Source organism: Paenibacillus sp. J31R30, from assembly GCF_059692115.1.
Genome location: NZ_JCAUAV010000001.1, coordinates 1,307,425 through 1,333,227 on the forward strand (window position 1 = coordinate 1,307,425; position 25,803 = coordinate 1,333,227).

Annotated in this window: 25 protein-coding genes; all 25 read left to right on the forward strand. The window is 43.0% G+C overall.

Annotated elements, in window-relative coordinates; translation table 11 throughout:
• Window positions 1–49 precede the first annotated feature (49 nt).
• A complete protein-coding gene (locus tag AC58QO_RS05145; RefSeq protein ID WP_497264177.1) occupies window positions 50–1,306 on the forward strand; it encodes a M16 family metallopeptidase in 1,257 nt (418 codons plus the stop codon).
• A 13-nt stretch (window positions 1,307–1,319) separates the two neighbouring features.
• Window positions 1,320–1,748, forward strand: a complete 429-nt coding sequence (gene dut, locus AC58QO_RS05150) for a dUTP diphosphatase (protein ID WP_497264394.1) — start codon at window positions 1,320–1,322, stop codon at window positions 1,746–1,748.
• Window positions 1,749–1,901: 153 nt separating this feature from the next.
• Window positions 1,902–2,801: a dipicolinate synthase subunit DpsA gene (gene dpsA, locus AC58QO_RS05155; RefSeq protein WP_497264178.1), complete on the forward strand. Its 900-nt coding sequence runs from the start codon at window positions 1,902–1,904 to the stop codon at window positions 2,799–2,801.
• Window positions 2,798–3,391 carry a dipicolinate synthase subunit B gene (locus AC58QO_RS05160; RefSeq protein WP_056625070.1) on the forward strand — a complete coding sequence of 198 codons (594 nt, stop codon included), beginning with the start codon at window positions 2,798–2,800 and terminating at the stop codon, window positions 3,389–3,391. Before dpsA ends, AC58QO_RS05160 begins: the two co-directional genes overlap by 4 nt.
• Window positions 3,392–3,427: 36 nt before the next feature.
• Entirely contained in the window at window positions 3,428–4,465 is a 1,038-nt protein-coding gene (locus tag AC58QO_RS05165) for an aspartate-semialdehyde dehydrogenase (RefSeq protein ID WP_497264179.1), read from the forward strand.
• A 43-nt stretch (window positions 4,466–4,508) separates the two neighbouring features.
• Entirely contained in the window at window positions 4,509–5,726 is a 1,218-nt protein-coding gene (gene dapG / locus AC58QO_RS05170; protein ID WP_497264180.1) for an aspartate kinase, read from the forward strand.
• A 26-nt stretch (window positions 5,727–5,752) separates the two neighbouring features.
• Window positions 5,753–6,616 carry a 4-hydroxy-tetrahydrodipicolinate synthase gene (gene dapA, locus AC58QO_RS05175; protein WP_497264181.1) on the forward strand — a complete coding sequence of 288 codons (864 nt, stop codon included), beginning with the start codon at window positions 5,753–5,755 and terminating at the stop codon, window positions 6,614–6,616.
• Window positions 6,617–6,787: 171 nt separating this feature from the next.
• Complete coding sequence (locus AC58QO_RS05180; RefSeq protein ID WP_310500268.1) at window positions 6,788–8,464, forward strand: ribonuclease J; 1,677 nt, start codon at window positions 6,788–6,790, stop codon at window positions 8,462–8,464.
• A gap of 174 nt (window positions 8,465–8,638) precedes the next feature.
• On the forward strand, window positions 8,639–9,373 hold the full coding sequence (locus AC58QO_RS05185) for a ClpP family protease (RefSeq protein WP_497264182.1): 735 nt from the start codon (window positions 8,639–8,641) through the stop codon (window positions 9,371–9,373).
• Complete coding sequence (locus AC58QO_RS05190) at window positions 9,370–9,609, forward strand: YlzJ-like family protein (RefSeq protein ID WP_497264183.1); 240 nt, start codon at window positions 9,370–9,372, stop codon at window positions 9,607–9,609. Before AC58QO_RS05185 ends, AC58QO_RS05190 begins: the two co-directional genes overlap by 4 nt.
• Before the next feature lie 62 nt (window positions 9,610–9,671).
• Window positions 9,672–12,233, forward strand: coding sequence for a DNA translocase FtsK (locus AC58QO_RS05195; RefSeq protein ID WP_497264184.1), 2,562 nt, complete (start codon window positions 9,672–9,674; stop codon window positions 12,231–12,233).
• Window positions 12,234–12,350: 117 nt separating this feature from the next.
• The gene (gene sleB, locus AC58QO_RS05200) at window positions 12,351–13,133 is read left to right on the forward strand and encodes a spore cortex-lytic enzyme (protein ID WP_497264185.1); all 783 of its coding nucleotides are present in this window, start codon (window positions 12,351–12,353) and stop codon (window positions 13,131–13,133) included.
• Window positions 13,134–13,234: 101 nt separating this feature from the next.
• On the forward strand, window positions 13,235–14,515 hold the full coding sequence (gene yfmF / locus AC58QO_RS05205; protein WP_497264186.1) for an EF-P 5-aminopentanol modification-associated protein YfmF: 1,281 nt from the start codon (window positions 13,235–13,237) through the stop codon (window positions 14,513–14,515).
• A gap of 3 nt (window positions 14,516–14,518) precedes the next feature.
• A complete protein-coding gene (yfmH, locus tag AC58QO_RS05210; RefSeq protein ID WP_497264187.1) occupies window positions 14,519–15,808 on the forward strand; it encodes an EF-P 5-aminopentanol modification-associated protein YfmH in 1,290 nt (429 codons plus the stop codon).
• On the forward strand, window positions 15,805–16,560 hold the full coding sequence (ymfI, locus tag AC58QO_RS05215) for an elongation factor P 5-aminopentanone reductase (protein ID WP_497264188.1): 756 nt from the start codon (window positions 15,805–15,807) through the stop codon (window positions 16,558–16,560). The genes yfmH and ymfI overlap by 4 nt, the downstream gene beginning before the upstream one ends.
• A gap of 102 nt (window positions 16,561–16,662) precedes the next feature.
• Window positions 16,663–16,914 carry a DUF3243 domain-containing protein gene (locus AC58QO_RS05220; RefSeq protein ID WP_497264189.1) on the forward strand — a complete coding sequence of 84 codons (252 nt, stop codon included), beginning with the start codon at window positions 16,663–16,665 and terminating at the stop codon, window positions 16,912–16,914.
• A gap of 93 nt (window positions 16,915–17,007) precedes the next feature.
• On the forward strand, window positions 17,008–17,856 hold the full coding sequence (locus AC58QO_RS05225; RefSeq protein WP_497264190.1) for a hypothetical protein: 849 nt from the start codon (window positions 17,008–17,010) through the stop codon (window positions 17,854–17,856).
• Between the two features lie 90 nt (window positions 17,857–17,946).
• On the forward strand, window positions 17,947–18,744 hold the full coding sequence (locus AC58QO_RS05230) for a DUF3388 domain-containing protein (protein ID WP_436236112.1): 798 nt from the start codon (window positions 17,947–17,949) through the stop codon (window positions 18,742–18,744).
• A gap of 51 nt (window positions 18,745–18,795) precedes the next feature.
• Entirely contained in the window at window positions 18,796–19,671 is an 876-nt protein-coding gene (locus AC58QO_RS05235) for a helix-turn-helix domain-containing protein (RefSeq protein WP_497264191.1), read from the forward strand.
• Window positions 19,672–19,818: 147 nt separating this feature from the next.
• Window positions 19,819–20,310, forward strand: coding sequence for a YajQ family cyclic di-GMP-binding protein (locus tag AC58QO_RS05240; protein ID WP_065853810.1), 492 nt, complete (start codon window positions 19,819–19,821; stop codon window positions 20,308–20,310).
• A 128-nt stretch (window positions 20,311–20,438) separates the two neighbouring features.
• A complete protein-coding gene (rimO, locus tag AC58QO_RS05245) occupies window positions 20,439–21,767 on the forward strand; it encodes a 30S ribosomal protein S12 methylthiotransferase RimO (RefSeq protein ID WP_497264192.1) in 1,329 nt (442 codons plus the stop codon).
• Entirely contained in the window at window positions 21,764–22,348 is a 585-nt protein-coding gene (pgsA, locus tag AC58QO_RS05250; protein ID WP_056625118.1) for a CDP-diacylglycerol--glycerol-3-phosphate 3-phosphatidyltransferase, read from the forward strand. Before rimO ends, pgsA begins: the two co-directional genes overlap by 4 nt.
• Before the next feature lie 84 nt (window positions 22,349–22,432).
• Window positions 22,433–23,683: a competence/damage-inducible protein A gene (locus AC58QO_RS05255; RefSeq protein WP_497264193.1), complete on the forward strand. Its 1,251-nt coding sequence runs from the start codon at window positions 22,433–22,435 to the stop codon at window positions 23,681–23,683.
• 169 nt (window positions 23,684–23,852) lie between these two features.
• A complete protein-coding gene (gene recA / locus AC58QO_RS05260; protein ID WP_497255681.1) occupies window positions 23,853–24,896 on the forward strand; it encodes a recombinase RecA in 1,044 nt (347 codons plus the stop codon).
• Between the two features lie 77 nt (window positions 24,897–24,973).
• Complete coding sequence (locus tag AC58QO_RS05265; protein WP_497264194.1) at window positions 24,974–25,666, forward strand: regulatory protein RecX; 693 nt, start codon at window positions 24,974–24,976, stop codon at window positions 25,664–25,666.
• The last annotated feature ends 137 nt before the right edge of the window (window positions 25,667–25,803 follow it).

Below are 25,803 nucleotides of genomic sequence, written 5' to 3' on the forward strand. Positions count from 1 at the left end.
TAATAGGAGAATTGGACTTTTAGGTGTACCATTTCGAGGAGGAACCTTGGTGATCAAATATCGCTTACATAATGGCTTGAGAGTCGTCATGGAACAAATCCCCACATTTCGATCGGTAACATTCGGGATTTGGGTAAAAACAGGCTCGCGTAATGAGTCGCAGACGGATAATGGTATTTCACATTTCATTGAGCATATGTTGTTCAAAGGCACAGAGCGTCATTCAGCGAAAGATATTGCAGAAATTTTTGATGGTATTGGCGGGAATGTAAATGCCTTCACTTCGAAAGAATACACCTGCTATTACGCGAAAGTGCTCGATGAGCATTTGCCTTTAGCGATGGATGTATTATCGGATATGTTCTTCAATTCGACCTTTGATGAAGGTGAGTTAGAAAAAGAGAAGAACGTCATTTACGAAGAAATTTCAATGTATGAAGATACGCCAGATGATCTTGTTCATGACTTATTAGCGAAAGCATCTTATGGCACTCATGCACTGGGGTACACGATTCTAGGAACGCAAGATAATTTGTCCAAAATGAAATCCGATGATCTACGTTCTTACTTGAAGCAAAATTATAATACAGAGAATACTGTACTTAGTATTGCTGGGAATATTGATGATAGTGTGAAAGAATTGATTGAAAAACATTTCGGCGAGTTTTCACAGTCCGGTGTTGAAACAAGCTACGATGCGCCAGATTTCCTTAGCGAGTTGATTTTCCATGCAAAGAAAACAGAGCAAAATCATATTTGTTTGTCGTTGCCTGGGTTGTCGCTTCAAGAAGAGAATTTGTACCCGATGGTCTTGTTGAATAATGCTATTGGTGGAGGCATGAGTTCTAGACTGTTCCAAGAGATTCGGGAGAAGCGCGGATTAGCCTATTCGGTTTACTCCTATCATTCTTCTCATATTGATAGCGGGATGTTTACGATCTACACGGGAACAGCACCTAAACAGACGGAAGAAGTGCTGAAAGTGACGATGGAGCTGCTTCATGACATTGCAGTTAATGGCATGACAGATAATGAACTTAAGAAGGGGAAAGAGCAGCTGAAAGGCAGCCTTATTCTTAGTTTAGAAAGCACAAGCAGCCGGATGAACCGTTTTGGGAAAAATGAATTGATGACTGGTAAGCATTATAGTCTGGACGAAATGATCGCACGCATTGAAAGTGTGAACATGGATCATATTCGGCAATTGACCAAAACGTTGTTCTCGACACCTTTTGCTTTGTCTATGGTTGGAAACGCGGATGATGTGATTAGCGGCTTCAGGAGGGATCAGCTTGTCTCGCTTTGATTTTGAAGTTCAAATGAAACGAATGGCGGGTCAGGAAGACATCCTTTTACCGCAGAAAATGTCCGAAGCAGCTAGCGGGTATGATTTGCATGCTGCAGTAAATGAACCAATTGTGCTCGCGCCTGGTGAGCGTCAATTGATTCCTACAGGCTTTGCGCTTAGCATGCCGCCTGAACTTGAAGCACAGATTCGCCCAAGAAGCGGGCTGGCTTATAAACATGGCATCACAACGCTTAATTCACCAGGAACCATCGATGCTGATTACCGCGGAGAGGTTAAAGTATTATTGATTAATCACGGTCAAGAGCCATTCGTCATTCAGCGTAATGAACGGATCGCTCAGATGGTTTTCCAACGTGTTCCACAGATACAATTGAACGTAGTTAGTGAGCTGTCAGAAACTGTGCGTGGATCTGGTGGTTTTGGTCATACAGGACGGTAAGTCTGACGGTAATATAGCAGTTACAAGAAAGAGCCTCTTCTTAGGAAGGGGTTCTTTCTTGTTTTCGAGGATGCAAAGTCGGAAGTCACCCATCCTTAGGCGAACGCATAGTATAACGTATCGAAACGGACCGAGGAAGGGGTGTAAGCAAGAATGCTTACTGGGATTTCGGTTGCTATTATGGGGGGAGACGCCCGGCAACTTGAAGTAATTCAGAAATTTACTGAGCTAGACGCTACCGTTATATTACTCGGATTTGACAATCTCGGGAGGCAATTTCACGGTGTAACGAATGTGAAGCTAGAACCGGAATTGTTTCAACATGTGGATGCACTTATTTTGCCAGTTGTAGGTACGGATGAGACAGGACAAGTGGAATCGATTTTCTCAAGCGAAGAAATGATTCTGACGGATGAGCACATATCTTCATTGCCGAAGCATGCCAAGGTATATACCGGTATGGCCAAAAGCTATTTGAAGAAGCTCGTTTTGGCACATGGGATTGAGCTTGTAGAGCTGCTAGATCGTGATGATATTGCCATTTATAATTCGATTCCAACTGCAGAGGGTGCGCTTATGATGGCCATCCAGAACACCGATATTACAATTCATGGATCCGTTTGTATGGTTTTGGGTTTTGGCCGAACAGGGTTTACAATGGCTAAAACCTTACAAGGATTAGGGGCAACCGTCAAGGTTGGCGTCAGGAAACCGGAGCATTATGCAAGGGCGTGGGAGATGGGTTTTCAGCCTTTTTATACGAAGGATCTGTACCCGGAAGTGGGGAATATTGACTTGCTTTTTAACACAATTCCGACTATGATAGTCACAGCGCAAGTTATTACCAATATCCCACATCGCGCGCTTATTATCGATTTAGCTTCGAAACCCGGCGGAACAGACTTTCGATTTGCCGAGAAGAGAGGCATAAAAGCGATGCTAGCGCCCGGTTTACCTGGAATCGTCGCCCCCAAAACAGCTGGCCGAATTATGGCTAACACGTTAAGTCAGCTGATCGAGGAAGACTTCAAAGACAGGAGCGATGTGGAATGAATTGGCAAGGGAAAACAGTCGGTTATGCATTAACCGGTTCTCACTGTACACTTGAAGAGGTCATGCCTCAGATTAAGAGATTCGTAGATGCGGGTGCTCGGGTTATTCCAATTGTATCGAATACAATTATGACGACCGACACACGTTTCGGTAAGTCAGCCGATTGGCAGCAAATGCTGAAGGATATTACGGGAAATGAGATTATTTCTACAATTGTAGATGCAGAACCGCTAGGTCCATCGAAGCTATTGGATGTGATGGTTATTGCTCCTTGTACGGGTAATACAACTAGTAAACTAGCAAATGCAATGACGGAAAGTCCCGTACTTATGGCAGCTAAAGCACAAATGAGAAACTTGAGACCGCTTGTATTAGCGATTTCAACGAATGACGGTTTGGGCTTAAACGCAATGAATATTGCAAAGCTGTTAATAACGAAAAATATTTATTTTGTACCCTATGGTCAAGATGCGCCAGGAGCTAAACCAAATTCGTTGGTGGCTCGGATGGACTTGATTATGGAAGCTTGTGAAGCTGCCCTTGAAGGTAAACAATTGCAGCCCATGATTATTGAGAGATTTCAATACTAATGTATAGATAACAACTTGAGGGGGAGAGACCAGCATATGTCCAACCAGAAGCTATTTAACGTTGCAGTTGTAGGCGCTACAGGCGCCGTTGGCGAACAAATCATCCGTCTACTAGAAGAACGGAATTTCCCCATCAAGGAATTGAAATTACTGTCTTCCGCTCGCTCTGCAGGTGTTAAGCTTTCATTTAAAGGTCAAGAAGTTGTCGTGCAAGAAGCAACTCCTGAAAGCTTTCAAGGAGTTGAAATTGCTCTATTCAGTGCTGGTGGCGATGTTACGAAAGCATTGGCTCCGCATGCGGTAGAAGCAGGTGCAATTTGTATTGACAATACAAGTGCGTATCGGATGGACCCAGAAACTCCACTTGTTGTTCCAGAAGTAAATGTAGAGAAAATCAATGAACATAAAGGGATTATCGCAAACCCGAACTGTTCCACGATTCAAATGGTTGCAGCGCTTAAGCCGCTATATGACCGTTATGGTATTTCACGCATTATTGTTTCAACGTACCAGGCCGTTTCGGGTGCTGGCGCTAAAGCGATTAATGAAATGCTTAGACAGTCCAAAGAAGTACTAGCAGGTAATGAGGTGAACCCGGAAATTCTACCGGTCGGTTCCTTGCCAGTTAAGCACCAAATCGCTTTCAATGCGATTCCGCAAATCGATAAATTCCTTGACAATGGATTTACGAATGAAGAAATGAAAATGATTCTTGAAACAAAGAAAATTATGGGCGATGAGTCCATTGAAGTTACGGCTACATGCGTGCGTATTCCTGTTGTTTACGGACACTCGGAATCTGTTTATGTAGAATTGAAAGAAGATTTTGAAATCGAAGAAGTGAAAACTTTGCTTGCAAATGCGCCTGGTATAGTTCTTGTTGATAACCCGGCAGAACAACAGTACCCACTTGCTACAGATGCTGCAGGTAAACTCGAAACATTCGTTGGGCGTGTACGTCGCGATTTGAGTAACCCTAAAGCGCTTAACATGTGGATTGTTTCAGATAATTTGTTAAAAGGTGCTGCTTGGAATGCAGTGCAAATTGCTGAATATATTGCTTTAGAGCAATAATTAGCATACTGCTTATTTGTAGCAGTGAAAATGGAGGAAACTCATGCGAATTCTTGTACAAAAATTCGGAGGTACTTCGCTTTCCACCGCACAAGCTAGAGAACACGTTATTGGACATATCCAAGATGCACTAATCCAACATTATAAACTAGTTGTTGTCGTATCTGCGATGGGAAGAAAAGGGGAACCTTATGCGACTGACACGCTTATCGACCTAGTTCGTAAGAACGGGGAAGGGCTGCCGGCGCGGGAACTCGATATGTTAATGGGCTGCGGAGAGTTAATATCTGCAGTACTTTTGTGCAGTTTACTTCACAAATCAGGGATTCGAGCTACAGTTTTGACGGGTGGGCAAGCTGGTCTGATCACGAATGAGAATCATGGTAATGCTCAGATCATTGCCATGAAGCCGGGTCGTATCCTTGAATTGTTAGAACAGGACCAAGTTGTCATTGTTACAGGTTTTCAAGGGAAAACGAGTTCTGATGAGTTGACAACGCTGGGCCGCGGTGGCAGCGATACATCGGCAACTGCCCTTGGCGCAGCAGTCAAAGCAGAAATAGTGGATATCTTCACAGATGTCAATGGTATTTTGACAGCGGATCCAAGAATCGTTGAAGACGCTAAACCATTACAGCGTGTGAGTTTCAGTGAGATATGCAATATGGCCCATAACGGAGCCAAAGTTATTCATCCACGAGCTGTCGAAGTAGCCATGCAAGCGAATATCCCGATTCGTGTGAGGTCAACCTTCACCAAAGAAGAAGGAACACTAGTCACGGCTTCCGACAACATGCTTTCAGAAGTTAACCATGTTAAAGATCGCTTTGTTACAGGGATTGCTCATTTTACGAATATTACACAGATCCAGGTCGCTGCCGTTGATGGAGAATTCGATCTTCAGTTACGTGTTTTCAAAACGATGGCACAACATCAGATCAGTGTAGATTTTATTAACGTGAACCCTTCAGGCGTTGTATATACTGTCTTTGATCATGAAGCAGAACGTGCAGTTCAATTACTCAAGGCGCAGGGCTACGAGCCCAAGTTCACGAGTGGCTGTGCGAAGGTTTCCGTGATTGGTGGCGGAATGAATGGTGTACCTGGTATTATGGCGCACATTGTGGAAGCGTTGACCGTGGAAGATATTCGAATTCTGCAATCTGCGGATTCCAATACAACCATTTGGGTGCTTGTACAAGGTGTGGATATGATCAAGTCCGTTCGAGCACTTCATCGAAAATTCAATTTATATAAATAAAAATGTGTAAATCAGGAGGCGTACCAGTGAGTTTTGGAAGAGTAGTCACAGCAATGGTTACACCATTTGACGAGCAGTTACAGGTCAATTGGGATCAAGTTGAGCCCCTAATTAATTATTTAATTGAAGAGCAGCATTCGGACGGTCTCGTGATTTGTGGGACGACAGGGGAGTCGCCGACATTATCAGAGGATGAAAAGCTGAGACTTATTGAGCTTTCCGTTCGTGTTGCGGCTGGTCGTTGCAAGATCATTGCAGGTACTGGAAGTAATGACACTGTTCATACAATCGCATTTTCGCGTAAAGTTGAGCAACTTGGTGTTGACGCATTGCTGCTTGTAGCACCTTATTACAATCGTCCTTCACAGGAAGGGTTGTACCAGCATTTTAAAGCGATTGCTGAGGCTGTTGAAGTACCAGTAGTGCTCTATAATGTACCAGGTCGAGCAGGAGTTAATTTGGATGCCGACACAACGATTCGTCTTTCTCAGATCCCGAACATCGTAGCAACCAAAGATTGCTCGAATACGGATCAGATGACGCGTATCTTGACGCATGCTGCTCCTAATTTCCTCGTCTATAGTGGAGATGATAGTAATACATTGCCAGCTCTAGCTATTGGTTGCGAAGGAATTATCAGTGTTGCGAGTCATGTGATTGGAAAAGAAATGCAAACTATGATAAAGTATTATTTAGAAGGCAACATTCAGCAAGCTGCAGAGCTTCATCGTAAGCTTCATCCTGTATTCACTGGTATTTTTTGTGCACCGAGCCCTGCGCCAATTAAGCATGCTCTGGCTCTCAAGGGCATTGAAACAGGCGGCGTTCGACTTCCATTAGTTCGTGTATCCGAGCAAGAAGGACAATTCATTCAATCACTTTTTGTATGATCAGGCCTAATGAATCGGTGCTTCCGGCATCGGTTTTCTTTTTTGGGGAAATCTAGACGTATTCAGTATTAACTTGTATTTGCTGTTTTTTTTCATGTATAATGGTTGCAAGTGACTAGTTCGGTTTTTTCATTTAAAATTCGTCGTCCAATCTATGAAGGAGGTATATTCTTGTCCAAAAAAAATATTGATAAACTTTTGATCTTCGCTCTTGGCGGCGTGGGCGAAATCGGAAAAAATATGTATTGCGTTCAGTATGCGAACGATATTATCGTCATTGACAGTGGTTTGAAATTTCCAGAGGAGGACATGCTCGGAATTGACATTGTCATCCCAGATATTGGGTACCTAACGGAGAATCGGGATAAAGTACGCGGAATTATCATTACTCACGGCCATGAAGATCACATTGGTGGCTTACCTTACGTGCTGAAGCACCTTAATGTACCCCTCTATGCAACGAAGTTAACGATGGGACTCATCGAAGCTAAGTTGAAAGAAGCGAACTTGCTCGGAACGACGAACCGAATTCTAATCAATTCGGAATCTGTTCTTCCCCTGGGCGTACTTACGGCAACATTCTTTAAAACCAATCATAGTATTCCGGATTCTGTGGGTGTCGCTCTTGATACGCCAGAAGGCGTAGTTGTTCATACGGGAGACTTTAAGTTTGATCAAACTCCAGTTAATGAACAATATGCAGATTTGCATCGTATGGCTGAGATCGGAAAGAAAGGCGTTCTTGCCTTGCTTTCAGACAGTACGAATGCAGAACGTCCAGGCTACACAGGATCAGAGCGTGGTGTAGGTATTGAGATTGAAGAAGTGTTCCGTAAAGCGAAGCAAAGAGTTGTCATTGCTACTTTTGCATCGAATATTCACCGTGTTCAACAGGTGTTTGATGCAGCGGCAGCAACGAATCGCAAAGTAACGGTTATTGGTCGCAGTATGGTGAACGTTGTTTCGATTGCTAGCGAATTAGGCTACCTGCACATTCCAGATGGCATGTTGATTGAGCCAGAGGAAGTTAATAAGCTTGCAGCCGATCGTGTAGTTATTCTTTCCACGGGTAGCCAAGGCGAGCCGATGTCTGCTCTTACAAGAATGGCGCGTTCCACTCATCGTAAAATTGATATTTTACCAGGAGATACGGTCATTATTGCGGCAACTCCGATTCCAGGAAATGAGCGTTACGTAGGGAGAACGGTCGATGAGCTTATGCGTATCGGTGCCCACGTGATCTACGGGCCAGGATCAGTAACAGGTGTTCACGTTTCAGGTCACGGTAGTCAGGAAGAATTAAAGCTGATGCTGAACCTAATGAAGCCGAAATACTTTATTCCGATTCATGGCGAATACCGTATGCTGCGTCAACATGCCATTCTTGCCGAGTCTGTCGGCATTCCTAAAGAAGATATTTTTATGTGCGATATTGGGGACACGGTTGAAATTCAAAATGGTGCTGCTCGCAAAGGATCAAAAGTTCAAAGCGGCAACATCCTAATTGATGGACTAGGTGTTGGGGATGTAGGCAATATCGTATTGCGTGACCGTAAATTGCTGTCGCAAGATGGAATTCTCGTTGTCGTGGTTACACTAAGTAAACAAGATGGCAAAATTTTGTCAGGCCCAGATATTATTTCACGCGGATTTGTTTATGTTCGTGAATCCGAAGGACTTCTTGAAGAAGCCAATCGTATCGTAACAAATACGTTAACTAAACTTATGAATGAAAATGTAAATGAATGGGCATCTTTAAAAACAAATGTGAAAGATGTTCTCGGACGCTTTTTATATGAACAAACCAGAAGAAGACCAATGATTCTTCCTATCATTATGGAAGTTTAGGTACTCGAACAAGTCACTTGAGCCTATGCAAATAGTAAAGCTCTCTCCTATTGGAGGGAGCTTTTTCTTGTTGCTGCAAAGTGAAGTATGCATGAAAATAACCAATTTTATTCATACTATGGGAGATATTGAACACCTTTGTCTTTGTAGCATAATTTGAAAGGGGATTTTGGAGTGGCATCAGAACCAGGCTCGAAGGAACAAGAACAGGGAACAGAGGAAACCAAGAAAAATGCCGTTCTAGAGAATATTCAACAATTAGGCCAAACCAACACAGTTTCTGGCGAATCGAATATTTTTTGTCTAACGATAATCGGGCAGATAGAGGGTCATATCGTACTGCCTCCTCAGAATAAAACAACCAAATATGAACACTTAATTCCACAACTCGTCGCAGCTGAGCAGAATTCCAAGATTGAAGGGGTTATGATTATATTAAACACAGTTGGCGGCGATGTGGAGGCAGGGCTTGCGATTGCAGAAATGATCGCTACATTATCGAAACCAACAATTGCGTTAGTTCTAGGAGGAGGACATAGCATTGGAGTTCCGATTGCGGTCTCAGCCGACTATTCGATTATTGCGGAAACAGCAACGATGACGATTCATCCGATTCGTATGAATGGTTTGGTCATTGGCGTGCCGCAAACCTTTGAATATTTAGATAAAATGCAAGAGCGCGTCGTACGTTTTGTAACAAAGCATTCCAACGTTACCGAAGAGAAGTTTAAAGAGCTGATGTTTAAAACCGGTGAACTTACGCGAGATATCGGCACAACGGTAATCGGTATCGACGCAGTTAAATATGGATTAATCAATCAAGTTGGAGGTATAGGAGATGCCATCAAGGAGCTGAACAGCCGAATAGAAGCGAAGAAAGCGACGAATTCAGGAGGGCTTGTTCAATGATCCATTATTCAGTGATTCCAATGGAAATCATTTTTGAAGGATTCGATTCATTTGCTCCTCAATACGTAGATATCGAGCAGGATGGCTTCATGATGCAAATTGAGCCTCTAAGCGGCTATCAGGCGCGTATTGTAAGGCTGTACAGCTGCAATCCACAGGACTATTTGAATGAACAATATGCCCCAGGAAACATTATTTCCTACACTCCTCAGATCGAAACGATTTCATCGCGGTAGGTCGTGTTCGCTATCATCCCTCAAGTCAATTATGGTATAATGTGGACTTGGGGGTGACAATTTTGGCGAAACGCAGGAAAAAGACGAAGGCTGTAAAAACCAGCTTATTATTCGAGTTGTATGGAATCCTCATCTTGATTTTCTCTGTCATTGCTCTTGCTCATCAAGGACATGTAGGGAATTCATTGATTTATTTGTTTCGTTTTTTCGTGGGAACTTGGTATTCACTCATACCACTCATATTCATTTATGTGGCACTGTATGCGATGATCAAACGAGCATGGCCGCAAATGGTAACTCCTAAGAAAGCGGGCATTTTGTTATTCATTCTTGGATTATTAATCAAGAATCATATTGATTTATTCGCTCAGCTATACCCAAACAATGATTTTACATCAGGTAAAGTGATTTCTTCGACCTGGTCAGCCATGTTAGAGGGGTTGCACCCAACAGAAGCTGGTAAGGCTTCACTAGAGCACGGAATTGGCGGAGGAATGGTAGGTGCATTTTTATACAGCATACTCTATTTCTTGTTTGATTACCTTGGTGCGAGATTAATCCAATATATGCTTTTTGTGATGGGTTTTATTCTAGCAACAGGCGTTTCCTATGTGGATATTGGTAACATCGTGAAGGGCCGTTTCAGCAATGTGGGACAGAATTTCAAAGATAGAATGAAGGAATGGCTGCAGGATCGAGAAGGTCGTGGGCCGCAGACTGCTTCAGCTGGGACTGCACCGACGACTAAAGTGAAAAAGCCAGCTTATGTACCTGTCGATGATGAGTTCGATGAAGAGGTTTTCCAGCCGGTGAAGAGGGCAAAGAAATCTCCATTATTCATGGAGCTTCTTCGTCCAATTAAGGAGAGTCGCAAGAAGTCAGCTGCTAGAGATCGAGATGATATCGAGGACAACCTGTCAGCTGCTGAAGATGATGTTGTCCAAGAGGAAGTCGTTTACTCGAGTCCGGTAGTAACAACGGATGAATCTATACATACTTCAGGTGATCAGCCTGGTGCACCCATTATTCGTGATTTTCAAGAACAGGTTATCCAAGAAGCGCAGCAAGTGGTTAGACCTTCAGCAGTGCCTACGCCATTGGCAACGAATGTACCGACAACGGCTACGACTGGGAATGAAAATGACAATGAGAATGAACCTGTCACACTTGAATTTCAGGATACACCCGTTATTGTGTCACGTCCGTATGAGATCCCTTCACTTGATTTATTAGCAAGACCTGCTTTAGGCAAGGGTAGTGAGATGGCGGATTATAAGGCGAATGCAAGAAAGCTAGAAGCGACACTAGAAAGCTTTGGTGTTCGAGCTAAGGTCCTGGAGGTAGTTAGAGGTCCTGCGGTTACACGATATGAAATTCAACCTGATGTTGGTGTGAAAGTCAGTCGAATTGTTTCGTTGACGGATGATATCGCGCTTGCTCTTGCAGCGAAGGATATCCGAATGGAAGCTCCGATCCCTGGAAAATCAGCGATTGGTATCGAAGTACCAAATTTGGAAGTTTCCATAGTCACGATGCGTGAAGTAATGGAAACCTCCGCTTTTCAGGAGTCTAGCTCACGTTTATCTGTCGTGCTTGGACGAGATATTTCTGGTCAACCGATTGTAGGCAATCTTGCAAGAATGCCGCATTTACTTGTTGCCGGTGCTACCGGATCAGGTAAATCCGTCTGTATTAATGGGATTATTACGAGTATTTTGTATAAAGCGAAACCAAATGAAGTGAAATTCTTAATGATCGATCCGAAGATGGTTGAGTTGAACGTGTATAATGGTATCCCACATTTATTAGCACCTGTAGTTACGGATCCGCGGCGTGCATCCTTAGCGCTGAAGAAAATCGTTGTCGAAATGGAGAAACGCTATGAGTTATTCTCCAAAAGCGGAACACGGAATATTGAAGGCTATAATGCCCTGTTGACGGAGAGCGGTACGTCAGCGCCGCTGCCTTATTATGTCGTCATCGTAGATGAGTTGGCAGATCTTATGATGGTTGCGGCTAATGATGTCGAGGATTCGATCTGTCGACTTGCTCAGATGGCTCGGGCAGCCGGCATTCACTTAATTATTGCCACACAACGACCATCTGTTGATGTTATTACCGGTGTTATCAAGGCCAATATCCCTTCCCGTATTGCATTTGGTGTATCGTCACAAGTGGATTCCCGGACCATTCTGGATATGGTAGGAGCTGAGAAGCTGTTAGGTCGTGGAGATATGCTTTATTTGCCTGTAGGTGCATCCAAACCAGTACGTGTTCAAGGGGCATTCCTCTCCGATGGTGAGGTTGAGCAGGTAGTCGGCTTCGTACGTACGCAAGAACAAGCCAACTATCGCGAGGAGCTAGTTCCACAGGTTGAGGAAATGCCAGAGCAGCAGAATGAATTTGAGGACGAGCTCTACGATCAAGCTGTTCAAATTGTGTTGGAAGCGAAGCAAGCATCCGTTTCACTGCTTCAACGGCGAATGAGAGTCGGCTACACACGTGCAGCTAGACTTGTAGACGCCATGGAGGCCAAAGGCGTTGTTGGCCCCTATGAAGGCAGTAAGCCGCGTGAAGTACTCCTCTCGCTTGAACAATATCATCATAATCGGATTAGTTCCTAATCCGTGTCAGATTAACACTCTCCAATGGAGAGTGTTTTTATTTGCATAATCATTGACTCGCTTTCTCATAATAAGCAAGAAAAGGCTGTAATTTGAAAAGTGAGGTTGAGTAGGGGAATGAATAAACGACTAATTGTCATTACATTTTGTATCGTTTTTGTCTTGGTAGTTTCTTTTCAATTGAAGGGAAGGTTTACCCCGCCGACGGAAGAAACGTTTAGCAAAAATGAAGTTCGATATGGTGCCACTGGTTCCGATGTGTATGAGCTGCAGGGCAGATTGAAATTCATTGGCTTTTATAACGGCGGCATAGACGGCGACTATGGCTACAAGACATTAACAGCAGTGAAGCGATTCCAAGGTGAGTTTGGCATGAAGGTTGACGGCATTGTTGGCGCGAAAACCAAGCTGAAGCTCTGGGAAGCTACAAAAAGCTGGAAACCTTCAGCGCCAGAAACAGCATCTAATAATCAGGGTGCTGCCAATAAAGGTACTGGAACAGATTCTAAGCCTGCTAATTTAACTCCTTCCAACAATCTCGGTTATTCAGAGCAAGATATCAATTTGATGGCGAATGCCGTGAATGGTGAAGCGCGCGGGGAGCCGTTCATTGGACAAGTTGCTGTAGCGGCAGTCATCATTAACCGAGTAAAATCCCCGAGTTTTCCGAATACAGTTTCCGGTGTTATTTTCCAACCAGGTGCTTTCACAGCCGTAGCCGATGGTCAAATATGGTTAACACCGAATGAATCATCCAAAAAAGCCGTTCGGGATGCTTTGAATGGTTTGGATCCAACAGGTGGTTGTATTTATTACTTCAATCCCGAAACGGCAACGTCCAAATGGATTTGGACTAGAAAACAGATTAAAAAAATCGGTAAACACATTTTCTGTGTGTAATTTAGAGATGGACAAGGAGAAGGAACCAGCATTGGTTGCTTCTCCTCTTCGTATAGGAATATAATGGATTTATTACACGGACATAGAAGGGAGACTGACCTTTGAAGCCTAATCAATTTGAGCGCAGCAGCTGGAAGCATATCCGAATGCATGTTCTGCCGACAGATCGTTTCAAAACTTTTGCCATTTCCGTCTACATAGGCCGTCAGTTAGATGAGGAGACGGTCACAAGCACCGCGGTAACACCATTTATTCTCCGTAGAGGTACAGAGTTGCGGCCTGAGACCAAGCAGTTCCGTGAGTATTTAGATGATTTATACGGGGCTGGGTTTGGGTTCGATATTTATAAGCGCGGCGACTACCAAATCGTTCAGTTACGAATGGACATTATTAATGATCGTTTCGTGAAATCAGCGGACTCCTTACTGAAGCAGGGCCTTGAATTTGTAGGTGAAACGTTAACTCGACCAGCGCTAGAAGATCAGCACTTCCGCACGAAATATGTGGATGCAGAAAAGCAAACACTTCGTAAACGAATTGAATCCGTCATCAATGATAAAATCCGCTATGCGGCAGAGCGCTGTATGGAAGAGATGTGCAGCGGGGAACCTTACCGACTTCATCCTTTAGGTAAAATAGAAGATCTCGACGGAATGAATGCGGAGAAGCTTTACGAACAGTATAAAGAATGGCTCCAAACTTCACCAATGGACATTTATGTCGTAGGCAACACAACACTTAGTGAGGTAGAAGAAATCGTGAAGCAATCGTTCGCTATCGAGCGTAATGCTGACGTAAGCTATGTCACTTCGGCGCCGCGTGGTGTAACAGGCGATGTGAAAACGATCGTAGAACGGTTGGATGTTAACCAAGGCAAGTTGAATATGGGTCTCCGTACGAATATTTCGTATAGCGATGATCAATACCCGGTTGCACTCATGTACAATGGCGTACTAGGCGGATATCCGCATTCCAAATTATTTACCAATGTTCGGGAGAAAGCGAGTCTAGCGTACTATGCCTCTTCTCGTTTTGATGGACATAAAGGCATTCTAACGATACAGTCTGGTATTGAGATGGCCAACTATGAGAAAGCCGTTGATATCATTCGTAAACAACTGAAAGCGATGGAACAAGGTGAAATTACGGATATTGAATGGAGTCAAACAAGAGCTATGATTTCCAATCAGTTACGAGAAATCCAGGACTCTGCCTTTGAGTTGATTTCCTTTGATTTTAATGCCATTTTGTCAGGGAAAGAGCGGACAGTTGCGGGCTTGATTTCATCTGTTGAGCAAGTGGATATTCCAGCCATCGCCGAAGCAGCGAAAAAGGTTCAATTGGACACGATATACTTTTTACGGGATCAGAAGGGGGAGTAGACCATGCAGAGTATTCCATATCCACATCTCGGTGAAACCATTTATCATGAAAAGCTTGATAATGGGCTGCATGTGTTTGTGTTACCCAAAGAAGGTTTCCAGAAAACGTATGCCACCTTTACAACCCAATATGGCTCCATCGATAACTATTTCCAGGTTCAAGGAAAAGAAGCTGTGCGAGTACCGGATGGTATTGCGCATTTCTTAGAGCACAAAATGTTCGAGGAACCGGAAGGTGACATCTTCGCGACGTTTGCTACGAATGGTGCATCGGCAAATGCCTTTACAAGCTTTGATCGAACGGCTTATTTATTTTCATCAACCGATCGGTACTTGGAAAACTTAACGACATTAATTAATTTCGTGCAAAATCCTTATTTTACAGATGAGAATGTAGAAAAGGAAAAAGGGATTATTGGGCAAGAAATTAAAATGTACGAGGATAACGCAGACTGGCGCAGTTATTATGGTTTGATCGAATCTCTATATGCGAAACATCCGATTCATATTGATATTGCAGGGACTGTAGCGTCTATTGCGGAAATTACCAAAGAGACGTTGTACGAGTGTTACAACACTTTTTATCATCCGAGCAACATGAGCTTATTCGTTGTTGGCGGCGTGAATCCGCAAGAGGTTATTTCTCTAGTCAAAGAAAATCAAGCAGCCAAAACCTTTCCACCGCAAGGGGAAATCCAAAGGTTTTTCCCTGATGAGCCCGTTGATGTCAAGGAAGCGCGCAGGCTAATTTTACTTCCAGTTTCGTTGCCGAAATGTTTAATGGGCTTCAAGGAAACAGCACCTGCTATTACAGGCAAACCCTTATTAGTTAGAGAATTGACGACCAAATTAATGTTAGATATCTTGTTTAGCTCGAGCTCGGATATTTATCAAACACTTTATGACGATCAGCTGATCTCTGATAATTTCGGTCATGAATATAATTGCAGTGACGGCTATGCCTTCTCCATTGTTGGAGGGGATACCAAGGATCCGGACCAATTGATTGCAAGGATTCGTGAAGAGGTTGAAAAAAGAAAAGAGAATGGACTCGATGAGGTTACATTCGAACGCAGCCGGAAGAAGAAGATCGGAAGCTTCCTTCGAATGATGAATTCACCTGAGTCGATTGCCAATGAATATACGAAATATCGTTTCAAAGGGATTGATCTCTTCGATATTTTGCCCGTGTATGAACAGTTGACTCTAGAAGATGTTAATCGTCGATTCCGTGAGCACTTTGATTGGAGTAAGCTCGCTGTTTCCATCGTACAGAGTCGTGAGAAGTCGTGAATGATGTAAAGCCATTTAAAGATCAGACCGTGCTTATTACGGGAGCTAGCAGAGGAATTGGAGCTGCCATCGCACAACGATTCGCCGCGGTAGGGATGCAGATTGTGATTCATTATCGCGATTCACATGAAGCAGCTAATGAAATAGCCCGTTCTTGCATGAAGCAAGGGGCGACGGTTTTGACGGTATCTGCAGATATTCAATCCCACGAGCAGATTCTCAAAATGCGCGAAAAGCTGGAGCAGATGAATATGATCCCAGATATCGTCGTTAATAATGCAGGTATCTCACACTATGGGATGCTTTCTGATGTGACGGAAGAAGATTGGGATCGTGTCATGAATGTCAATCTGAAGGGCTCTTTCCTCTGTACACAAGCATTCATGTCGGCCATGGTTAGGCAAAAATATGGGCGTATTATCAACGTATCCTCAATTTGGGGGATATCCGGTGCTTCTTGTGAAGTTTTATATTCAACGGCCAAAGGTGGCTTAAATGCCTTTACGAAAGCCTTGGCCAAAGAACTAGCGCCTTCAGGTGTTACGGTGAATGCCGTGGCACCTGGAGCCGTTCAGACCGATATGATGGCTGGTTTTCAGTCAGAAGAAATCGACGCCATTACGAACGAAATACCTGTTGGTCGACTAGCGTCTCCACACGAGGTTGCATCACTTGTCTATTTTCTCGCATTGCCTGAATCTGGCTACATTACGGGTCAAATCATTTCACCGAATGGCGGCTGGTTAACGTAGGACAGTCCTCTTGGCAATGAAGCCCACGCATAATTCTGTTTTGGGAAGCGCATATTACGTATGTAGTGACCATTTCTCATAACTCGAAGGAGGCTTCTTACAATGGCTACTGTACTTAAGGTGTTCGACAAATGGAAAGAGTTTTTGGCTGAACGCGTGAGTCAGGCGGGACAAGCAGGGATGAATGATGAAACCATCTCCAAGCTCGCTTTTCAAATTGGGGAGTTTTTGGCAGACAAAGTCGATCCTCAAAATGAGCAAGAAAGAGTACTCAAAGAGTTGTGGGACGCTGGCAATGATCAGGAAAAGCATACACTTGCCCGCCTGATGGTAAAATTAGTAGACAAAGGCTAATAACCGTTTTACAATTCAATAGGGTATGATGTGAAAGCCTCCTCTTTCGGAGGCTTTTGCATGCTTTATAAGCTGGAAAGGAATTATAATTGTATGCAAAAGAATCGATTATTACTTATTTTAATCCTATTAATATCTTTACTTGCTGGCTGTGAAAATCGTGGAATTCCTGTCATTAAACAAGAAGTTCTTAATCAGAAAATGTCTGTTTTGATGATCTCGAGTGCGGGATTAACGGCATCAGCGAAAGAAGCGCTAGAACAAACACTAAAAGGTTGGCGCAATGGAAACTCGATTGCATACGACTGGGTTAAAGATTTACATGCATTGGATGAGAACGTGGTTTCGAAACTGAAAACGAAATCATATGATTACATATACGTTGTCGGCAATGAACTGTTCGCTTCAGCCAATGAGACGATTGCGTTAGGACTTTCATCAGGTAAATGGACATTTTTACAAAGCCAGCCTTTCGCAGAGGGCGGTTCAGTTGCTGTTAATGAACAAGCAGCCTTGCTCCAATTGGATACGCAACAGATGGAAACCATGAGAACCAAAGCGGTTCAGGATCTTTTATTTCAAAATGCGATCATTGAATGGGTTACTCAAAGCGATCGACCAATTCCCTCCGCTTGGGCACCTTCAGAAGAAGCTGATCACATTGTCTTGCTGAACAATAGCCAGTGGCTTCAGCAGCTGACATTTCAAATCCATCAACATCACGCAGCATGGGTAATTTTCTATAGTCCTGTGGAAGAAGCACAACTTCAGAAAGTGAAATCGTTAGGTGTGTCAGTCATGGACTTTACGGGTGCATTAACCGCTGATCTCAATTGGACACAAATTTTTGATAACCGGTTAGCCATGATGAAAACGCATGCTTGGCAAAAAGGGATTCAAAATTACAATCCGCAAGAGCTAAAAGAACTAAAGATGAAATAATGTCAGTTGGACTTGGTTTTAGAGAAGGAAAATGGCGGAATTTGTAGAAATTAATTAAATGGACATGAACATTCTAGTTCATTTACAGACATGTGTGACAGAGATGATGATGAGGTGGAAGAATTGGACGTTAAAGAATGGTATATGGAATACAAAATTCACAAGAACCGTCCCGGTTTATTAGGTGATATAGCTTCTTTGATGGGGATGCTGGATATTAACATCGTGACGATTAATGGGGTTGAAGATCGTACCCGCGGTATGCTGCTTCAAACGAATGATGAAGAAAAAATTGATTTAATGGGTAAAATGTTGAGAAAAGTAGATAATATTACTATTACTGCTTTGAGACCCCCTAAATTAGTTGATATTCTGGCTGTTCGTCACGGCAGGTATATTGAACGTGATTCTGACGATCGCAAAACATTTCGTTTTACGCGAGACGAGCTAGGCTTGTTAGTTGATTTTCTTGGTGAAATTTTCAAGCGAGAGGGAAATCAAGTCGTTGGACTACGGGGTATGCCGCGAGTTGGTAAAACAGAGTCAATCATCGCCGGCAGCGTATGTGCGAATAAACGTTGGACTTTCGTTTCTTCAACTTTATTGAGACAAACGGTTCGCAGCCAGCTTTCCGAGGATGAAATGGCTCCAAACAATGTCTACATCATTGACGGAATTGTTTCTACCATACGTTCCAATGAGAAGCATTACAGCTTGTTACAAGATATTATGGGACTGCCTTCAACAAAGGTTATCGAGCATCCAGACATTTTTATTCGTGAATCGGAATACACCTATAATCACTTTGATTATATCATTGAGCTTCGGAACAGCCCGGATGAAGAAATTAATTATGATTCATTTACGTATACGTCCGAACCTTTTTGAGATTTCAAACGTCAATAACAGGATTCATAATTCCTTCGGGGAGGTGACCATATGTCTGACTTAGGCTATATTTTGCGCAAAACACGACAGGAAAAAAAGATATCGCTGGATGATCTTCAGGAAGTAACAAAGATTCGCAAGCGCTATCTAGAAGCCATTGAAGAAGGAAACTACAAGGTTCTGCCGGGAAGTTTCTACGTGAGGGCTTTTATTAAAAGTTATGCGGAAGCCTTGGGGCTTGATCCGAATGAAGTTCTGAATATGTATCAGTCAACGCTTCCTGCCCCAACGATAGAGAAGCCTGTTGTTGAAGCGATTCGCAAGAATAGATCAAGTGTTCGCAACACAGAAAAGATGAGCCGCTGGGCATCCAGCCTTATGTTTGTCTGTTTTATTTTGCTTATATTTGGGATCGTATACTACTATACATATAAGAATTATAAGGGAACGCCTGCAGATGAGAAGCCAACGCAAACGCAATCGCCGCGGATCACGGATTCCACGAATCCGTCACCTAGCTCATCTGTTAATGCTACGGGGGATGGTAAAGCTACAGCTCTTGCAACGCCGACCCCTACACCAGCTCCGACACCAACGCCGCCAGCGGTTCAGGTTAAATTCAGCTCCAATGAAAAAGGTGTAGACAATTACATCATTACAGGAACTGCGAATTTAAATATTCAATTCAAAATAACCGGTTCTTGTTGGATTGCTGTGAATGCTTTAACTCCAGAGGGTGACAAGGGAGCATTGCTAAGACAGAAATTGTATAATGCCGGTGAAACGGATACGTTTGATCTAGCAACCTCAGCATTCTTGAATGTTGGCGCAGCTAGTGCATTGCAGCTCATGGTCAATGGCACACTCGTTCCTGTTGGAGATACGCCGAATCCGAAGCGGGTACAACTCAATTTGCAGAAAAGCTAGCAATTTGGCAGTTCCTGCGCTTTCCCGGGTAATTAAAAATAGCTTATTAGGAAATATTCGAAGCCCTTTGGGGGTAGGATATTTCTTTTTTTTGGCGTTCTTGCTATAATGCTAATGTAATTTGATGGAAGGGATGTTGGGATGTAGATGAGTACAGAGAGTTCATTTGATATTGTATCTAAAGTGGATATGCAGGAACTAAATAATGCGATTCAACAAGCGGAGAAAGAAATTTTGACCCGTTTTGATTTTAAAGGAAGTAAAAGCAGCATTAAATTGGATAAGGATCAACTCGTTGTCACTTCGGATGATGAGTTTAAGCTTCAAAATGTCCTTGATATTATGCATGCCAAAATGACGAAGCGCGGAATCTCGATTAAGAATCTCGAATATTCCAAAGTAGAGCCAGCCGCTGGTTCCACGGTTAGACAGAAAATTAGTATGAAGCAAGGCGTCGATCAAGACAATTCCAAGAAAATTAATATATTGATTCGTGACTCAAAGCTGAAGGTAAAAACACAAATTCAAGGGGATCAAATTCGTGTAACTGGGAAGAGTCGTGACGATTTACAAGCCGTTATTGCTCTGCTTCGGAAAGCAGATATTCCATTGGATTTACAGTTTGTTAATATGAAATAATCAGGAAAATAAGGTTACAGTAAGGAAAACCCCCTGGAAGCAGGGGGTTTTTACATTTTGACACCCCATTAGGCTTGTATTATACTGGTAGGGAGTGTTTTTTAGGACTATTGGAGGTTGTTTCGTTCATGACAGAAAAGGTTAAAGTAGTTACTCTCGGATGTGAGAAGAATTTGGTCGATTCCGAGATTATGTCAGGCTTAATTCATGGCCGTGGTTTTCAACTTGTAGAGAACAAGGAAGATGCCACAGTCATTATCGTGAACACTTGCGGGTTCATTGATGCTGCAAAAGAAGAATCCGTAAATACAATTTTGGATATGGCAGAGCTGAAGCAGACGGCGAATCTCAAGGCGCTTATCGTTTCGGGCTGTTTAACACAACGATACAAGAAGCAGTTGATGGATGAAATGCCAGAGATTGATGGCATTGTCGGTACGGGCGATTTTGATAAAATTAATCATATTGTTGATGAAGCGCTCAGAGGAAAGAAACCGGTCCTAGTAGGGAATCCGGTATTTAACTATGACGCAGACTTGCCTAGATTGATGACAACACCCCGTTACACGGCCTATGTGAAAATTGCTGAAGGCTGTGATAACGCATGTACATTCTGCTCGATTCCAATTATGCGCGGCAGCTTCAAAAGTAGAAGTATTGAATCTATTGTAGCGGAAGTAGCCAACCTTGCTGCACAAGGGGTTAAAGAAATCAGCTTAATCGCGCAGGATTCTACGAACTACGGTACGGATCTCTATGACAGCTTCATGCTACCTACTTTGTTGAACAAAGTAAGTGAAGTTGAAGGCATTGAGTGGGTGCGTCTGCACTATGCCTACCCAGGCTTCTTCAGCGATGAACTGATTGAAGTGATGGCAACGAATCCTAAAGTGTGCAAGTACATTGATATGCCGTTGCAGCATAGTGAAGATTCTATTCTTAAACGTATGCGTAGACCAGGACGCCAAAAGGATACCCGCGAGCTCGTTCGTAAAATTCGCGAATCCATTCCGGATGTTGCCCTTCGTACGTCACTTATTGTTGGTTTCCCAGGTGAAACTGAACAAGATTTTGAGAATTTGAAACAATTTGTACGAGATGTTCAATTTGATCGTCTTGGTGTATTTGCATATTCCAAGGAAGATGATACGCCAGCAGCAAGATTGCCGGACCAAGTGCCAGATGATGTCAAAGAATACCGCGCGAATGCCATTATGGAAATTCAACGTGAAATTTCGAACATCCGCGGTGGTCGCCGTATTGGACAAGAAATTGACGTGCTTATTGAAAGATACGATGGCAGAAGCGATGTTTATATCGGTCGTTCCCAATTCGACGCACCTGAAATTGATGGTGAAGTGTTCGTTTCGAATGCGAAATTGAATATTGGAGAGCTAGCCAAAGTTCGTATTACCCACTCCTATGAGTTTGACTTATCCGGGGAGGTAATTGCATGAACTTAGCTAACCGCATCACCGTAGCGAGAATTTTATTAGTACCTATCATCATGTTCTTTTTGTTGATTAAGGTAAAATTTCCTCAAATACGGATAGAGGAGTTTAGCATAACGTATAATCAAATTATTGCTGCTTTAATTTTTATTATTGCTGCGAGTACAGATAGCTTAGATGGTTACATTGCAAGGAAACGTAATCTTGTCACGAATTTGGGCAAGTTATTGGATCCTTTGGCAGACAAGCTGCTTGTTACCGCTGTACTTGTTTCACTAGTAGAAATGGATAAAGTTGATGCATGGATCGTTATTGTCATTATTAGCAGAGAGTGGGCAGTTACTGGACTTCGTCAAATTGCTCTCTTAGAGGGTACGGTTATGGCGGCCAGCAAATGGGGTAAAGCGAAGACGGCGGCTCAGATTACAGCCATCATTGCACTGTTAATTAATAATTTTCCATTTACGTTTCTAGACTTTCCCTTTGATGTAATAGCTAGTTGGGCAGCAGCAATTATCACTGTTTATTCAGGTGTGGAGTATTTCGTCAAAAATAAGCATGTCATCGATTTTTCGGAAAAATCTTAATAAGGTGCAACCTACCTCTAAACGCGGTCGATCATCATTGAGCGATCACGTTAGAGGTTTTCTCATTTAAGGAGGGGTTAGTAGATGAAAGCTGAAATCATCGCTGTAGGAACAGAATTGTTGCTTGGTCAGATAGTGAATACGAATGCGCAATTTTTATCGAGGGAATGTGCTGCACATGGAATTGATATTTACTTTCAGACCGTGGTCGGAGATAACGAGCAGCGCCTGTTAGACAGCCTTAAATTAGCTGCATCACGAGCTGATGTTATCATTTGTACAGGAGGGCTAGGGCCCACACAAGATGATTTGACCAAAGATGTATTAGCGGCGTTTACGGGCCGACAATTGGTACTCCACGAGCCTTCTATGGAGGCTATTACATCATTGTTTGCTTCAAGAGGGATTCATATGGTGGAAAGCAATCGACGGCAAGCTCTCATGCTTGAAGGTAGCGATCCGTTGCAGAATGATACTGGTTTGGCAGTCGGTAATGCACTTACATACGAGGGAACACATTTCGTTCTTTTACCAGGTCCCCCGAAGGAAATGAAGCCGATGTTCACCAATTATGCTGTGCCTTGGCTTAAATCATTAATGACAACAGAAGTGCCGCTCTATTCAAAAATGCTGAAGTTTGCGGGCATTGGAGAGTCCAATTTGGAGCATCAATTGCTGGATTTGATCCAAACGCAGTCTGACCCGACAATTGCCCCATACGCAAATGAAGGTGAAGTAACCATTCGTTTAACTACGCGTGCACATTCGGCTTTTGAAGGCGAACAGAAGTTACTAGCTACGGAAACTGAAATTTCGAACCGGTTAGGGGAGTATCTCTACGCCGATCGAGACGTCCCCATTGAGACGATCGTTTTGCAGTTGCTTGCAGCCAGCAAGAAGACACTTACTGTGGCTGAGAGCTGTACAGGGGGCTTGCTCAGTGATTTAATAACAGCAGTGCCAGGCAGTTCAGCATCTTTCCTTGGCGGGATTATCGTGTACTCCAACGCTTTAAAACATAAACTTCTCGGCGTTCCGATGGACGTTTTAGAGGGAGAAGGGGCCCCAGGTGCTGTAAGCAGCGAAACAGCCGTCATTTTAGCTGAACAGCTGCTAGTAAGGACTGGTAGTGACTTTGGCATCTCGGTGACCGGAGTGGCGGGTCCAAGCCCGTCTGAAGGGAAGCCTGTGGGGCTTGTCTATGTTGGATTGGCACAAAAGCATGCGAATACAGAGGTATTTACTCTCCAGCTATCAGGCAATAGAGAGTTTATCAAACAAAGAGCCGCTAAGCGTGCACTCTATCAATTGTGGAAACAGTTGAAAGAAAACTAGATATCCTCTATAATCAGAATTAGTTAACGGAAGAACCGTAGCAAAGCGATAACTTTGTTACGGTTTTTTGTTTGTTCGCAGAAAAACGAATGTATGTTCGAAAAAATGCTTGGCAAACATGCCAAAACAAGTTATCATATACCTATAATGATAGAAGGAAGTGGTCGTTTTGTCAGATCGTCGTGCCGCACTTGATAACGCATTACGTCAAATTGAGAAACAGTTCGGAAAAGGCTCCATAATGAAGCTGGGAGAATCTACACATATGCAAGTTGAAACGATCTCTTCGGGTGCTCTTGCCCTAGATATCGCACTTGGAATAGGCGGATTCCCACGCGGAAGAATTATTGAAGTATACGGACCAGAGTCATCAGGTAAAACAACTGTAGCACTACACGCAATTGCTGAAGTACAAAAAGTAGGTGGACAAGCAGCCTTTATCGATGCAGAACATGCATTGGATCCTTCCTATGCAAGTAAGCTTGGTATTAATATAGATGAATTACTACTTTCCCAACCAGATACAGGGGAGCAAGCGCTTGAGATCGCGGAAGCACTTGTTCGTAGTGGCGCGGTAGATATTATTGTAATTGACTCCGTTGCAGCCCTAGTACCTAAAGCGGAAATTGAAGGCGACATGGGGGATTCTCACGTAGGTCTTCAAGCACGTTTGATGTCACAGGCTCTTCGTAAGCTTTCTGGTGCAATTAACAAATCCAAAGTTATCGCAATTTTCATTAACCAATTGCGTGAAAAAGTTGGCGTTATGTTCGGTAATCCAGAGACAACTCCGGGTGGTCGTGCATTGAAATTCTACTCCTCTGTTCGTTTGGATGTTCGTCGTATTGAAACCATCAAACAAGGCAATGACATGGTTGGTAACCGTACGAGAATTAAGGTCGTTAAGAATAAAGTAGCACCTCCATTTAAACAGGCTGAAGTCGATATTATGTATGGTGAAGGTATCTCACGTGAAGGTAGCATTATTGATATCGGAACTGAGCTGGATATCGTAAATAAGAGCGGCGCTTGGTATTCCTATGAAGGTGAACGTCTTGGTCAAGGTCGTGAGAACGCAAAACAATTCTTGAAAGATAACAAAGCGATCTCGGAAACGATTGAATTGAGAATTAGAGAAAACAGCAATTTAATTAAAGTTGTTGGTCCAAACACGGATGATGAGGAAGATGAGTTGGAAACAGCTTTCGAATAGGCTTGTAAGATAGGATGAAAGAAGCACCTTAACCTTGTGTTGGGGTGCTTTTTCTCCATTATTGGGGGTTTGTAGGAATGAATCACGAAGAGGAACAGTTACAGGTAATAACCAAGGTTGAAAAACAAAAACAAGGCAGACATCGCTATAACATTTATCTAAACGAGGAGTATGCTTTTTCTGTACATGAGGATATTCTGATCAAGCATCGCCTAAACAAAGGGGAATCTTTATATCAACAAGCGATTGAAGCAATCATCTTGGATGAAGAGAGGAATTTGGCCTATGTGAAAGCACTGCATATGGTTGGAAGACGTCCCCACTCTCTATCAGAGGTGAAACGTAAACTGAAAGAGAAGGGATTTGAAGCCCCAATCATAGATTGGGTGAGTGAAAAGCTGATTGAAAACAAGTACATCAATGATGAAGAATTCGCGAAGATGTGGTCGGACAATCGAGTGAATTCTCAACGCAAAGGTCGCAATCTCATTCGACAGGAACTTCAACAAAAAGGGATTCATCAAGATGTGGTTAAAAGTACCATGGAATCCATTGATCCTGAAGATGAGTATACGGGAGCGCTAAAAATAGCGAGAACGAAATGGAAGCAAACGTCAGGAAAGCTGATGGATAGAAAGCGCAAGACTGCGGCATTTCTAATGCGAAGAGGTTATACGGGAGCCACTGTTACTAAGGTCTTGGGGTTGGTCAGCAATGAAACCGATGATGAGGAAATGGAATTTATTGAAGATGGATTCGATGATATTTAATGCCATTAATTAATCTCAATATTACTTAATGACATTAATTATATTCTAGTAATTATTGGGCCTTATTAATCATCTCTTGGACATTCGCTTGACAAGCTTCTTCGACAAAAGATAAAATAACAGTGTATATTTTCATA